The following is a 13,733-nucleotide window of genomic DNA, read 5'->3' as shown; positions in this document are numbered from 1 at the left end:
AGACAGATGTCCGACTCATAAGGATAGGTGGAAAACGCTGCAAATGTTTACTCAGTCAGTATGATGACTATATTGTAGCTGTAACTATAGACAGTTCCTTTTATCGGCAAGGAAATATTTTTGCGGTTCTCATAGTTGGCGTGTATCTTGTATTGGCTTCCTGCTGTATGTTCTACATGCTTTCAAGAGTTATGAAAGAAAAATATGAAAAAGAAAAACTGCTGTACATATCAAACACAGATGAACTTACAAGATGCTTTAACCGACATGCATACGAAGAAAGGATAAACAACCTTGATCTCCGCGAGGAATGGATATATATTTCCATGGATCTTAATAACCTGAAACATACAAATGATTCTCTTGGACATGCTGCAGGCGATGAACTTATATGTGCAGCGGCCAATTGTATGAGGGAAAGTTTTGGAAAGTATGGAAATGTCTACAGAATCGGAGGAGATGAGTTTGTTGTGATCATCACCGGAAATACAAAGGAATTTCAAAGCATAATAGAAAGCTTTGACCGGCGTGTTGCACAATGGCATGGGAAACTGGTGGATTCTATGACAATCTCATGGGGATATGTTTTCAGTTCTGAGAAAGAATGGGATAACATCTATGACATCGCCAAAGAAGCAGATGAAAGAATGTATAAGAACAAGGAACGCTATTACCAGGAAAGCAAAATAGTCAGACGAAGGTAACAGATTGCTTTTTCCTTATATTTTCAAATATTCTAAATATAACAGAGTTGATTGAAATTCTTTTGGAATAACAAGAACCAGGATGAGACGTGTGCTCAGCCTGGTTCTTGAACTTTTTTCGTTTTTATTCCTGATCGCCCCAGAAATCCACGGGCTCGTAGTCCTGTAATTTCGCAAGAAACCCCTTCTGCTGAAGTTCTTCCTGAATGGCATCCAGGATTTCTTCGCTTTCGGCGTCGATGGTGTGGTAGTGATAGCCGGAGGTTACATTTTTCAGAAGGCTGGATTTGCCGGTGCTGATTTCCTCCATGTAGGCGCGGATGTCGCGGCGGGATTTGATTCCCATGTCAGCTTTCAGCACGCCGTAGACCTTGTGGTAGACGAATACGTCGCGAATCTGGCCGCCGGCGTCTACGATGGTGCTTAATTCCTCTTCAACCTGATCATCTGTGTGATAAACCTTAAAAACTCTGGAATATTTCCTGTCCTCCTGGAGCAGATAGCCTTTGTTGGTGGAAAAAATGGTAGCTCCGTTGGCACGCAGGAGAGAAATATCCTGGACAATAATCTGGCGGCTTACATTTAATTCCTTAGCTAAGGTACCGCCGGAAACGGGATTATTGCTGGAAGATAGGATATTCAGAAGTTGTTTTCGTCTTGCTTCACCTTTCATTTTTTATCTCCTGTCTGCTGGTTTGTGATGAAAGTTACCTGTTACCGTGTGGAGCCTTTGTCAAACATGTTTTGGGACGTGTTGATGGCGGGAAACAGGTGACTTCCATTCTGATAATTACTGTCGGTGGGGGAGTTCAGCCGAATAGGGCTTACTCCACCGGATGAAGATTCTTCATAGATAAATCCATAATAGGAGCAGAATGTGTAAGTGCTCCGCTTGATACATAATTTACACCCAAACCAGTGAGTCTGGCAATATTTTCTTTTGTTACATTTCCGGAAACTTCAATTTCGGCACGTCCGGCAATGTAGTCGATGGATTCTTTCAGCTGTTCAGTGGTCATATTATCCAGCATGATAATGTCCGCACCAGCTTCTACTGCCTCTTTTACCATATCCAGGTTTTCGACCTCTATTTCAATTTTGCGGACAAAAGGAGCGTAGGCTTTTGCCATGGAGATGGCCTGTTTTACGCCGCCTGCGGCACCGATGTGATTGTCCTTGAGAAGAACGCCGTCGGAAAGATTATAGCGGTGGTTATTGCCGCCGCCTACGCGAACGGAATATTTCTCGAAAATACGGTTATTCGGAGTGGTTTTTCTGGTGTCCAGAAGCTTGATCCCGGTTCCCTCAAGAAGAGCTGCAACCTGGCTTGTGTAGGTGGCGATTCCGCTCATTCTCTGGAGATAGTTAAGAGCGGTTCTTTCTCCGCAAAGGAGCACACGGATATCTCCGTAAATTTTTCCCACAAGCTGTTTATTTTCTACGTGGTCTCCGTCTTTTACATAGAATTCAGCTCTGGTGGATGGATCCAGAAGTGTGAAAACACGCTCAAAAACCTGGAGCCCGCAGATGATTCCATCTTCTTTGCAGATAAGATCTACAACGCCTGGAGTGGGATTGGGCATAACGCTGTTGGTAGATACGTCTTCGCTTGTGATATCTTCTTTTAATGCGCTTAAAATGAACGGATCAACATTTAATCCGAGAGTTACCTGATCATACATATAAAAATTCCTTTCTGCCTTCTGGATTCTGGCCAAGGGTGATGGCCTGTGTGGCAAGGTGATGATAAGTTTCGGCCAGGGTCTGAATGTCCTGGTATGGGGTGAAGTCTACGTGGGAAGCAAGGTAATCAGCAATTTCGCTAGCATTCTGGGGTGAAGCATTCTTAAGATCATGCTCTGCCATATCCTGCGCCGCACGTCTTGCGAAAACAAGGCTTTCCAGCAGGGAGTTGCTTGCCAGGCGGTTTTTGCCATGGACACCGTTGCAGGCAGCTTCTCCTACTACATAGAGATTTTCCATGGAAGAACGGCTCTGATAGTCCACTTTTACGCCGCCCATGAAATAATGCTGTGCCGGAACAACCGGGATACATTCCTTGAAAACATCATAGCCCATTTCCCTGCAGTGCTCAACAATGTTTGGAAAATGGTGGCGAAGAGTTTCTACCGGGATGGTGCGCAGGTCTTCCCAGACAAAGTCGGTGTCGTCTTTTGCCATCTGTTCGTGAATTTTCTGGGAAAGAAGATCACGAGGCAGCAGCTCGTTTACGAAACGGTTCATGTTTTTGTCGTAAAGTCTGGCACCTTCGCCACGGACAGATTCGGAAATCAGAAAGCTGCGGTCTTCCGGATGTTTGGTGTAGAAGGTGGTAGGGTGGATCTGCACGTAATCCGGGTTCTGCAGTTCAATATTATGCTTACCTGCAATAGCAAGTGCGTCGCCGGTAAGGTGGCGGAAGTTGGTGGAATGTCTGTAAAGTCCACCTACCCCTCCGCTGGCCAGAACGGTATAGGTTGCAGTAACGGTGTCAAGGGAACCATCTGGACGGCGGATCACAGCGCCGTAGCAGTGGTTGTCTTTTTCCAGAATATCAACCAGGGTGGTGTATTCCAGAAGTTCTACATTGGAAAGCTTCTGGACTTCGCGGAGCAGGGTGCTGGTGATCTCTTTTCCGGTTACATCCTCGTGGAAAATAATACGGTTGGTGGAATGGGCGCCTTCTTTGGTGTAGGCAAGGCTGCCGTCTTCGTTTCGCTCGAACTGGGCACCGTAAGAAACAAGATCCCTGACAACCTCCGGGGAGGTTTTGATCATGATCTCTACGGATTTTTTGTCATTTTCGTAGTGTCCGGCTTTCATGGTGTCTTCGAAAAAGCTGTCATAGTCGGACTGTTCTTTCAGCATGCACATGCCGCCCTGGGCGAGAAAGGAATCGTTACTGGTAAGGTCGGACTTGGTGATGACGGTGATTTTTTTGTCGCGGGGAAGCTGGAGGGCACAGTAAAGACCGGAGCAGCCGCTTCCTGCGATGAGGATATCTGTTTTCATAATTGATGGTCCTTTTTTCGTGGATAAATTTGGTGTACAGAGAAATTTTGCAAAAATAATCTGAAGCGCAGGCTTATAAAATTTCTCTGTGAATGATTGCAATTGTGCGCGCGGATTCAAATTTTCCGAACGACATGCCCTGTAGTATATCACTAAACTTTACAATTGACAAGATAGCTGTAAACTTTTTTATTGACAGTGAGGACGGCAGGTAATATAATCCTAAGAAAATGTCCGAAAAGAGTGGAGCTATTAGCAGCCAATGAGGGTAAGAAGATATTTAAGAACACATTCGGGTATACATGGAAAATTAAAGTTCCGGAATAAATGAAAACACAGGAGTGAAAAACGATTATGATGACAACAAGACAGCTGCAGGATGAAATTCTGCGTTTAAAGAAGGAAAAAGATATCTGCATTCTGGCGCATGCATACCAGAGCCATGAGATTCTGGAGGTAGCAGATTACACAGGTGATTCTTATGGACTGAGCCAGCAGGCGGCTAAGGCTCCGCAGAAGAACGTGCTGATGTGTGGTGTAAGATTTATGGCAGAAACAGTAAAAATTCTTTCTCCGGAGAAAAAGGTTTACCTTTCCAATAGCGGCGCAGGATGTCCAATGGCAGAGCAGCTGGATGTGGAGATGCTTTCCGCACTGAAAGAGTCCAATCCGGACTACACAGTTGTGGCTTATATTAATACCACTTCCGAACTGAAAACAATCTGTGATGTGTGCGTAACTTCTTCTTCTGCGTTGAAGATTGTGAACAATATCGACAATGACAAGATCCTGTTTATCCCGGACTGCAACCTTGGCGCATGGGTGGAGAAGCAGGTTACGCAAAAAACGTTCAAGTTCGTTCACGGGGGATGTCCAACTCATCTTAGAATGTCTGTAAGAGATGTGAAAAAAGCCAGAGCCGCTCATCCGGAAGCGAAGTTACTGGTTCATCCAGAGTGTCTGCCAGAGGTTTCTGCAATGGCAGATTATATTGGAAGTACTACCGGAATTATGAAATATGCCGAGGAAAGCGATGCTAAAGAATTTATTATCGGCACCGAGAACAGCATTGTCCAGCATCTCCAGTACGAGTGCCCGGACAAGAAATTTTATCCGCTGTCAAAGGACTGCGTATGCCACAATATGAAACTGACTACATTGATGGATGTTTATAATTGCGTCTGCGGTCAGGGCGGAGAAGAGATCAAGCTGGATGAGAATGTGAGAGTGAAGGCGAAGGCTTGTATTGATACGATGTTGACGATGGGGGAATAGAAAATTTATCTTTTGAGATAAGCAGAAATTAGAGACGATTACTAATTGTAAAAAAAGAATACAACTGATATAATTATATTTGGGCGCTACCATAACGGTAGGCGGTTAGTCCTTCGGCAGAGGGACTGTGACCCTCTGATTACATAGAAAACCGGAAGGGAATCAAACGGAAAGGAGGGCTAAGCCAATGAGTATTTTGGACTTTATTGCAGTAATGAGTTTTGGCATTACTTGCTTTTGTGCCGGATACACATTCGGCAAAGATACTAATAAGCCACAAAAATAGCCGCCCCGGTCCGAGAAACTGAGCGACTACTTTGTGTATACATAAAATCGGACTAACCGTCTATCAGTAGCACCTTTTTTATACTAATTATATTATCATGCTTTAAATAGAATGTCAAAAAATTTTACAGGAAATATTTATGGCAAAAGCAAAAGAGTTACTGTTCACTCCGTTTACAGTAACACGCTTCGCGATGCACAGAAATCATGCTTTGCATGATTTCGCGCCGCAACTCTCGGGTTTTCTGTGAACTTTGTTCACAAAAAACACCTCGCGGAATGTTACCAGTGAACAGTAACGCAAAAGACTATAGTTACAGGAAACTTGTAAAAAAGAACTGTCAAAATGGAAAAATAACCTAAAAATGAAGGAAATAATTGGTAGTAATTACATATTGCAAATAGAGTATGGTGAGATATATTATAAGCACATCAGATGAATTTAATAATAAAAAAGAAATATCTGCTAAAAAATGGAGCTTATCTGTTGAAAACAAAAAAATGGTATGATGAATTCAATATATTTGCAAAACGCTCATGTCTATTGTTAGACAGGATTTTCGTAGTAAATTAAGTGGTGAAAAAGGAGAAAGTATGAACACAGTATTGGAAAAAATTAAAAAAATGGGAATTGTACCGGTTGTAGTAATTGAAAATGAGAAAGATGCAGTGCCGCTGGCGGATGCTCTTTGCAATGGAGGACTTGCCTGTGCAGAGGTAACGTTCAGAACTGCAGCGGCAGGTGAAGCCATCCGCCTTATGAAAGAAGCACACCCGGAGATGCTGGTTGGAGCAGGAACCGTACTCACTGTAGAGCAGGTAGACCGTGCTGTTCAGGCAGGTGCTGAATTTATTGTAAGCCCTGGTTTTGACCCGGAAATTGTCGATTACTGTATTGAGAAAAAGATTCCGGTGCTTCCAGGCTGCATTACACCATCTGAAGCTGCACGGGCAGTACGCAGAGGTCTTTCTGTAATCAAATTTTTCCCGGCGGAGCAAGCTGGTGGACTGGCATTTATCAAGGCAATGGCAGCACCGTATACTTCCTTAAGTTTTATGCCAACAGGCGGAATCAATCCGGAGAATGTAAAGAAATATCTGGAATACGATCGTATTTTTGCCTGTGGAGGAAGCTGGATGGTAAAAGGCAAACTGATCGCAGAAGGCAGGTTTGACGAAATTGAGAAGCTGACCAGAGAAGCCGCAGAAATCGTAAAGAATATAAGAGGATAATAAAATGGGAAAAAAATTTGATATGCTGGCATTAGGCGAAGTGCTTCTTCGTTTATCACCAGAAGGAAACGAACGTTTAACCCAGGGTACCAGGTTTGAGAAACAGCTGGGTGGGGCAGAATTAAATGTAGCTGTTGGCGCAGCCAATCTGGGGCTTACTACAGGTGTTATTTCCAAGATTCCGTCTCACGCCATTGGAAATTATGCGAAAAGGGAGATTAGAAGAAACGGTGTTGACACGGATTATCTGGCTGGAGATGACAGTGCAGATTCCAGACTGGGAATTTACTATTACGAATATGGTGCAGATCCCCGTAAACCTCAGGTGGTTTACGACCGCAAGTATTCTTCTGTGAATAAATTATCTTTAGAAGATTTTCCAGAAGAAATGTATGAAAATACAAGGTGTTTCCATACCAGCGGAATCACCTTGGGACTTGGCGGTCCGGTAAGGGAAAATGCCATTGAAATGATGAAAAAATTCAAAGAAAAAGGTGCACGGATTTCATTTGATGTAAACTTCAGAGGAAATCTGTGGACCGGAGATGAGGCAAGAGATTGCATTACAAAGATTTTGCCTATCGTAGACATTTTTTTCTGTTCAGAATCCACAGCTAATCTTACATTTGGAAAAACAGGGGACATAAAAGAAATCCTGAAAAGTTTTTCTGATGAATACGATATCGCTGTGGTTGCAGCAACCCAGAGAATCGTGCACAGTCCCAAGTCTCATACTTTTGGTTCCGTAATTTATGAGAAAAAAACAGACAGCTATTATGAAGAAAAACCTTATGAGAAAATTGAGGTTGTAGACAGAATCGGAAGCGGAGACGCTTATATTTCCGGTTTTCTGTATGGATTATTAAAGGCGAATGGAAACTGCCAGGCAGCGCTGGAATATGGAAATGCAGCCAGTGCTATGAAAAATACCGTCAGTGGGGATATGTTATGGACAGACCCTCAGGAAATTCAACAGACAATCGAGATGCATCATAGTATAGGACAGGATTTTGAAATGAAGCGTTAGATAGCCAGTAGAGCGTGTTTGAAAAATCTTTCCCGCAATCTGCACGCCCCACTTTGCGGTATATCCAGAGCAGGAAAAGATTAATTACGCTTTAAAGCAGCCGGAACACCTGCTCGGCAGTGGCAGTCATATTGGCTTTTGCAGTGGCTGAATCCATAGCTTCCGCAAGTGTGCAGATATTTCGTAAAATTGGGAAAAAAGCATCAATTCCCTCTTTATTGCAGGCAGCTGCTTCCTTTGTGACACTTCCGGCAAATGCGATAACCTTTGCATGGTGCTTTTTTGCCAGCTTCGCTACGCCTACAGGGGCTTTTCCCATGGCTGTCTGAAAATCCAGGCGGCCTTCGCCGGTAACTACCACGTCTGCATCAGAAAGTTCCTGCTCCAGTCCCACAGCATTCAGAATCAGTTCGATACCAGGTGTCAGCGCCGCGCCCAGGTAGGAGAGAAAGGCGAAGCCAAGCCCTCCGGCAGCACCGGCACCAGGGGTATTGCAGTAATCTGTTCCCAGAGTTTTGGAAGTAATTTGGGCAAAATGTGCCATAGCTTCATCTAGCTGCTTTTTCTGATTTTCTGTCACACCCTTTTGCGGACCGTAAACGTATGTGGAACCATTTTCACCGCAAAGAGGGTTATTCACATCGCATGCGACCTGAATATGAGCTTCTCTCAAAAGAGGATTCAGGCCGGAAATGTCGATTCTGGAAACCTTTGCCAGTGCCTGTCCACCTTCGCCTGCATCCATACCGTTTTCATCGAAAAAACGTGCGCCAAGAGCTTTTAACATACCGATGCCGCCGTCGTTGGTGGCGCTTCCGCCGATTCCAATGATAAAATTGCGGCAACCCTTCTGGAGGGCATGGTTTATCATTTCGCCCACACCGTAGCTGGTAGCAAGAAGAGGATCCTTTGTATCATCTGGAACCAGTGTGATTCCGGCAGCGGAAGCCATTTCCATAACAGCGGTATTGCTGTCTTTCAAATATCCATAATAAGCATTGACTGGAGCATGCATAGGTCCGGTGACGGTCAGATCGATCCGCTCTCCGTTCATGCCTTCGATCAAGGCATCAGTAGTTCCCTCTCCGCCGTCTGCGAGAGGTTTTACCACGATCCTGGCATCCGGCTTTGCCCGAAGAACTCCTTCCTTGATAGCCATTCCGGCCTCTATTGAGCTTAAGCTTCCTTTTAAAGAATCAATTGCAATGACAACTTTCATATGAAAAAATCCCCCAAAAAAATAAATGGTAAAATATGTTGCGAAAAGATTTTCAATCTTATGTCTGTTTAAAGGATAGACCGCCTGGTTTGTGGAGTCAAGTAGAAAAAAGCAAGAATTTTTGCATGGAGTTTTTATCAGATAATGATAAAATAGTAATATCTGTATAGGTAATTGCGAACTTGTTTCGCAATTACCTATAGGAAAAATATACATGGGAGATTAAGACAATGAAGATAAAAACAGTTGCAGTTCTTGGCGCAGGTGCGGTTGGGTCTTATGTGATATGGGGGCTTTCCAGGCGGAAGGATATCCGGCTGGGAGTTCTTGCAGAAGGTAAGCGTGCGGAGAAATTGAAAAAAGGCTGCACGATCAATGGTGAGGTTTATCATCCGGAAGTATGGACACCCCAGGAAGCAAAAGGGGTAGACCTGCTGATCGTATCTTTGAAATATGGAGCGCTGCCAGGTGCAATGGACAGCATCCGCCAGGTTACAGGAGAGAATACCACGGTCATGAGTCTTATGAACGGCGTGGACAGTGAGAAATTGATTTCCGATGAAATTGGAGCTTCCCATGTGATCTATTCGGTAATAAAAGTTGCTTCCCATAAAGAGGAAAATGGATATTGTTTTAACCCGGAAACCACCATTGGCATTATTTTCGGAGAGCCTTGCGTACCCTATGACAGTGAACGTGTGCAGGCCATTGAGGCTCTTTTTGCAGATACCGGACTGCATTATCGCTCTACAGAATATATCAGGGAAGAAATGTGGAGCAAATTCCGGCTGAATGTATGCAATAATCTGCCCCAGGCAATTCTAGGGGCAGGAGTTGGCTGTTACCAGGACAGCGTTCATATGAAAGCAATCAGCGACGGACTTAGAAGAGAACTGGAAGCCATTGCCGCTGCAAAAGGAATCGCTATAAGTAAGGCAGCAGCATCCTCCGGCCATGGAAGTGCCGTTCCTCCATCAGCCAGATATTCCACACTGCAGGATCTGGATGCGGGACGCCATACGGAGATTGATATGTTCTCAGGCGCGTTGGTCCGCATGGGGCGGGAACTTGGGATTCCTACGCCGTATAATGAATATACCTACCATATGATAAAAGCTTTGGAAGAGAAAAATGATGGGAAGTTTGACTATAGCAAAGAGGATGGAGAAATAACCTGTTCCAGGTAAAGAATTACAGCTATTGAGAGGCGTAAAAATGAACGATAAATGGCTTGATTTTGCAATCCGTATTCAAAGCATCGGCTGCACTCTCTTGTACCCACACCAGTATATTTAATCCATAAAATAGATACAAAATCCCGGATGTGTAGGTGAACAGACATGAAAAATATCCATAGCATTGAATTTTATACTGGAAGCAAGGAAGAATTGCTTCCCGGTTTTGAAAAAGATTTTCCCTATATCGCTTCGAGGGCAGAACTCGACAAGTATATAGGGGGTTATGTACCGTGGCACTGGCACAGGACAGTGGAACTTTTTTATATGGAAAGTGGCAGCATTGAATATGATACGCCAAGAGGAAAAATATTGTTTCCGACTGGAAGCGGTGGCATGATAAATCCCAATGTACTCCATAGGACAAAAGCAATATCGCAGAGAGAAAAGAATATACAGCTACTTCATATTTTCGATGTTTCCCTACTTGCCGGAGAACAGGGAAGCAGGATTGAACAAAAATATATTGCACCTGTCATAACAGCCCCGCAGATCGAGGTAATCCCGCTTTTTCCGGGCAATGCAGAAGAAGAAAGGATTTTGAAACTGCTTGCTGCCTCATTTCGTTTATCCAGTGATGAATTTGGATATGAAATAAAACTGCGGGAAGCCCTAACGGAAATATGGCTCATGCTTTTTGAACTTTCTCGTTCTATGCGTGAAAAGAAAGGGGAACGTAACAAAAGCAACGATAAAATAAAGCTGCTGATGATATACATTCATGAACATTACAGAGAAAAAATATCTATTCCGGAACTTGCTGCGGCAGCATATTTAAGCGAAAGGGAATGCTATAGAGTGTTCCATGACTGTCTGCACATGACACCCGTCGAGTATATAACAACTTACCGTTTACAAGTTGCCTGTCAGATGTTGGCAAAGGGGCAGGAAGCTGTTACTGTTATCAGTCATGAGTGTGGTTTAGGTAGTAGCAGTTATTTTGGAAAGGTTTTTCGAGAATATGCACATTGTTCACCTATAGAATATAGAAAAAAATGGCAGAATAGTGATAGGTAATGGCGAAATAGAAATATTTTTCCTATGTCTTTTGCATTATAATGATACCTGTAAAGTAAATCAGCAATTTACAGGAGGTGAGCGCAAAGTGGTAAAACTAAATATTCAGACCGCAGAATTGGCATTAAGGGAAGCGTCAGAATCCAATCCGGGAGCATGGGCAGATCATTCCCGGTTTGTAGCCGAAGCCTGTAAAAATATCGCATCACATTGTAAAGATTTATCTTCTGAACAGGCATATATTTTCGGGCTGTTGCATGATATTGGACGCTATGCCGGAGTGAGTTCGGAAAGGCATCTGATAGACGGCTATCGGTACTGTATGGAGCGCGGATGGGAAAAAGCTGCACAGATATGTATATCCCACGCATTTATGATACAGGATATTGCTACATCTATCGGTGAGTTTGATGTCAGCGATCAGGATTACCTGTTTATGAAAGAATTTGTTGCAAATGCGGTATATGATGATTATGACCGTCTTGTACAGTTATGTGACGCATTGGCTATGCCGACGGGGTTCTGTCTTTTGGAAAAGAGATTTGTAGACGTGACAATACGGTACGGTGTTCACACAGCGACAATAGACAGGTGGAAAAAGATTTTAGAGATTAAAGAACAGTTTGAAAATCAGATCGGCTGTTCTATCTATTCTCTGCTTCCGGGTATTGTGGAAAATAGTTTTCGCTAAGGAGGGATATTATGTATTACGAATCCAGTGATTTTTTGGAAACTGCGGACAGTGATACGTTAAAGCAGATTGCCCGCACAAGGGAATTAACACGGGAATATTATTTTTCTGATTATGGAGATATAGAAAAACGCACTTCCATTCTTCGGGAGCTGTTGGGTGGAATAGGAGAAAACGTGGTAATCGACACGCCTTTTCATTGTGACTATGGGAAAAATATATTTTTGGGAAATGATGTGATAATCAATATGAATTGTACCTTTGTGGATAACAAAACTATCCGGATTGGTGACAGGGTATTGATCGCGTCAAATGTGCAGATGTATACATCTTCGCACCCTGTATTGCCACAGGAAAGGCTTGTGCCGGATTGGAGGGAACGCAAGACAACATTTTTCAGAACCTATGCACGTCCGATAGAGATAGAAAACAATGTCTGGATTGGCGGTGGCTGTATTCTTCTTCCCGGAGTCACTATAGGAGAAAACAGCGTGATAGGGGCTGGAAGCGTAGTTACCCGCCCTATCCCTCCTAATTGTGTTGCAGTAGGGAATCCATGCAAGGTGATACGTTATTTTGATACGGACAGGGAAAGGTGGCAGCATGAAGTAATTGGGGAATTATAGAAGATTGATTAGAGCCTGGAAATACCGAAATATAACTGACCGAGCAATTTGATTGAGGAGTGATAGATTTATGAATGCAAATGTTGATTTAACAGGTGTTGTTCTTGAAACAGATAGACTAATCATTAGAGAATGGAATGAAATGGTGATGAGTATATTTCTTTGTACTATGTATTAGATAATCCTTTAAAAATGGATTAGTTCAATTTCAGAAAAAATTTTAAAAGTCCCAGAAAGCCAGTAACTACGCGGCTTCCGGGACTTTCATAATACGAAAAAAGCACCTCATCTGAGGTGCTCCACTTAGCAGGGCTACAAGGATTCGAACCTTGAAATGACGGAGTCAGAGTCCGCTATACTTTTAGGCTGGAATGCCCATAAAATAAGGGCTGGCGGAGGTGTCCAGATAAAATTGACCTATGGATTGACCTGTTTTTATCTGTTTCAGTGTAATTGCATTAAAAGCAAAATAAGTGGAAATATTATAGAAAAATATGCTATACTGAGAAAAAGAGAACACGGGAACCATTTATCAGTAAGGAAGTGATTGTATGCCAGAAAATGTAAGTAGTATTATATATAAATTTTCCCAGGAAGTGAAGCGTATGCTGGGTGAAAAGCTGACAAAAGTTATTGTATATGGTTCATATGCCAGGGGTGATTATCGAGATAATTCTGACGTAGATATTATGATACTGGTAAAATTGTCTGACGAGGAAATCAGAGCTATTAAAAATGATATTTACGATCTGGCTTTTGATGTGGAGATGAGCACAGGAATTGAAATATCTCCGGTTATCAAAAATGAAGAACAGTATGAATATTGGGTAGATACGTTACCTTTTTATCGAAATGTGAGAGATGAGGGGGTAGTAGTCAGTGAGTGAAAAGAAAGTTGATTTGTGTATATATCGCATGAGAAGCGCAATCGAGACGTTGGGGGTATCTGCGTTATGTCTGGAAAGTCAACATTATAAGGATTCAATAAACCGTAGCTATTATGCCGCTTTTTATGCGGTGAAGGCGGTTTTGGCTTTAGAAGAGGTAGATTTTAAGAGACATAAAGATGCTGTTGCATATTTTAATAAGACATATGTTGCAACAGATATTTTTCCAAGAGAAATCGGAAAAAAGCTGGGAAGATTGAAACAAGAGCGTGAAACTAGCGATTATGATGACTTTTATATTGCATCCGCCGCAGATGCGACAGAGCAGTATGCAGCAGCTGAGTTTATTATCACTGAGGTAAAACAGTATTTGGATGGGCAAAATGTCCAATATTAAGGAAGCGGGATATAACTGCAACAGGAATAAGATTGATTAGAGACTGGAAATTTGAATTCTGGTCTCTTTTTTTATATCTTCAAATCTGTAGCAAGGTGTAAATATTTAGATATGCTCATAGAAGG

At 42.9% G+C, this 13,733-nt stretch carries 14 protein-coding genes and 1 pseudogene; 10 read left to right on the top strand and 5 right to left on the bottom strand.

All coding sequences use genetic code 11. The annotated features are described in order from the left end of the window. Positions 1-704: GGDEF domain-containing protein (locus tag AB5170_RS18555; protein WP_368365132.1), on the top strand; the 704-nt coding region annotated here is incomplete at its 5' end. 124 nt (positions 705-828) lie between these two features. Here AB5170_RS18555 and AB5170_RS18550 read toward each other — a convergent pair. The 3 genes from AB5170_RS18550 to AB5170_RS18540 all read right to left on the bottom strand — a co-directional run bounded on the left by AB5170_RS18550 (position 829) and on the right by AB5170_RS18540 (position 3,716). Continuing rightward, positions 829-1,377, bottom strand: coding sequence for a transcription repressor NadR (locus AB5170_RS18550; RefSeq protein WP_195409944.1), 549 nt, complete (start codon positions 1,375-1,377; stop codon positions 829-831). Positions 1,378-1,528: 151 nt separating this feature from the next. Then, positions 1,529-2,386: a carboxylating nicotinate-nucleotide diphosphorylase gene (gene nadC, locus AB5170_RS18545; RefSeq protein ID WP_173717473.1), complete on the bottom strand. Its 858-nt coding sequence runs from the start codon at positions 2,384-2,386 to the stop codon at positions 1,529-1,531. After that, positions 2,379-3,716 (bottom strand): L-aspartate oxidase, encoded by a 1,338-nt coding sequence (locus AB5170_RS18540; protein ID WP_368361883.1) that lies wholly within the window; start codon positions 3,714-3,716, stop codon positions 2,379-2,381. Before AB5170_RS18540 ends, nadC begins: the two co-directional genes overlap by 8 nt. Before the next feature lie 357 nt (positions 3,717-4,073). Here AB5170_RS18540 and nadA point away from each other — a divergent pair, with 357 nt between their 5' ends. From nadA to AB5170_RS18525, 3 genes are all read left to right on the top strand, one after another. After that, the gene (nadA, locus tag AB5170_RS18535; RefSeq protein WP_368357411.1) at positions 4,074-4,991 is read left to right on the top strand and encodes a quinolinate synthase NadA; all 918 of its coding nucleotides are present in this window, start codon (positions 4,074-4,076) and stop codon (positions 4,989-4,991) included. Between the two features lie 879 nt (positions 4,992-5,870). Then, the gene (locus tag AB5170_RS18530) at positions 5,871-6,509 is read left to right on the top strand and encodes a bifunctional 4-hydroxy-2-oxoglutarate aldolase/2-dehydro-3-deoxy-phosphogluconate aldolase (protein ID WP_173770245.1); all 639 of its coding nucleotides are present in this window, start codon (positions 5,871-5,873) and stop codon (positions 6,507-6,509) included. 4 nt (positions 6,510-6,513) lie between these two features. Continuing rightward, on the top strand, positions 6,514-7,536 hold the full coding sequence (locus AB5170_RS18525; protein WP_173770244.1) for a sugar kinase: 1,023 nt from the start codon (positions 6,514-6,516) through the stop codon (positions 7,534-7,536). A gap of 3 nt (positions 7,537-7,539) precedes the next feature. Here AB5170_RS18525 and AB5170_RS18520 read toward each other — a convergent pair. Together AB5170_RS18520 and AB5170_RS18515 are read right to left on the bottom strand one after the other, a co-directional pair. Then, positions 7,540-7,617 (bottom strand): annotated as a pseudogene (locus AB5170_RS18520) (DUF6783 domain-containing protein); the annotation flags it as partial. Between the two features lie 10 nt (positions 7,618-7,627). Next, on the bottom strand, positions 7,628-8,755 hold the full coding sequence (locus AB5170_RS18515; protein WP_173770243.1) for a glycerate kinase: 1,128 nt from the start codon (positions 8,753-8,755) through the stop codon (positions 7,628-7,630). A 230-nt stretch (positions 8,756-8,985) separates the two neighbouring features. On the opposite strand from AB5170_RS18515, the gene AB5170_RS18510 reads away from it, so the two are divergent. From AB5170_RS18510 to AB5170_RS18485, 6 genes are all read left to right on the top strand, one after another. After that, positions 8,986-9,942 (top strand): ketopantoate reductase family protein, encoded by a 957-nt coding sequence (locus AB5170_RS18510; RefSeq protein ID WP_368365131.1) that lies wholly within the window; start codon positions 8,986-8,988, stop codon positions 9,940-9,942. Between the two features lie 153 nt (positions 9,943-10,095). Then, positions 10,096-11,007: an AraC family transcriptional regulator gene (locus AB5170_RS18505; protein WP_148463449.1), complete on the top strand. Its 912-nt coding sequence runs from the start codon at positions 10,096-10,098 to the stop codon at positions 11,005-11,007. Between the two features lie 88 nt (positions 11,008-11,095). Continuing rightward, positions 11,096-11,698, top strand: a complete 603-nt coding sequence (locus AB5170_RS18500) for an HD domain-containing protein (protein WP_148463450.1) — start codon at positions 11,096-11,098, stop codon at positions 11,696-11,698. A gap of 11 nt (positions 11,699-11,709) precedes the next feature. After that, a complete protein-coding gene (locus AB5170_RS18495) occupies positions 11,710-12,324 on the top strand; it encodes a sugar O-acetyltransferase (protein ID WP_148463451.1) in 615 nt (204 codons plus the stop codon). A gap of 551 nt (positions 12,325-12,875) precedes the next feature. Beyond that, positions 12,876-13,211, top strand: coding sequence for a nucleotidyltransferase domain-containing protein (locus AB5170_RS18490; protein ID WP_148463452.1), 336 nt, complete (start codon positions 12,876-12,878; stop codon positions 13,209-13,211). Continuing rightward, positions 13,204-13,608: a HEPN domain-containing protein gene (locus AB5170_RS18485; RefSeq protein ID WP_173736473.1), complete on the top strand. Its 405-nt coding sequence runs from the start codon at positions 13,204-13,206 to the stop codon at positions 13,606-13,608. Before AB5170_RS18490 ends, AB5170_RS18485 begins: the two co-directional genes overlap by 8 nt. The last annotated feature ends 125 nt before the right edge of the window (positions 13,609-13,733 follow it).

The sequence above is a fragment of the Ruminococcus sp. RTP21484sp1_RTP21281st1_A8_RTP21281_210402 genome, assembly GCF_040914025.1.
Classification (GTDB): domain Bacteria; phylum Bacillota; class Clostridia; order Lachnospirales; family Lachnospiraceae; genus Blautia_A; species Blautia_A faecis.
This window is presented reverse-complemented; position numbering and strand designations above follow the sequence as displayed.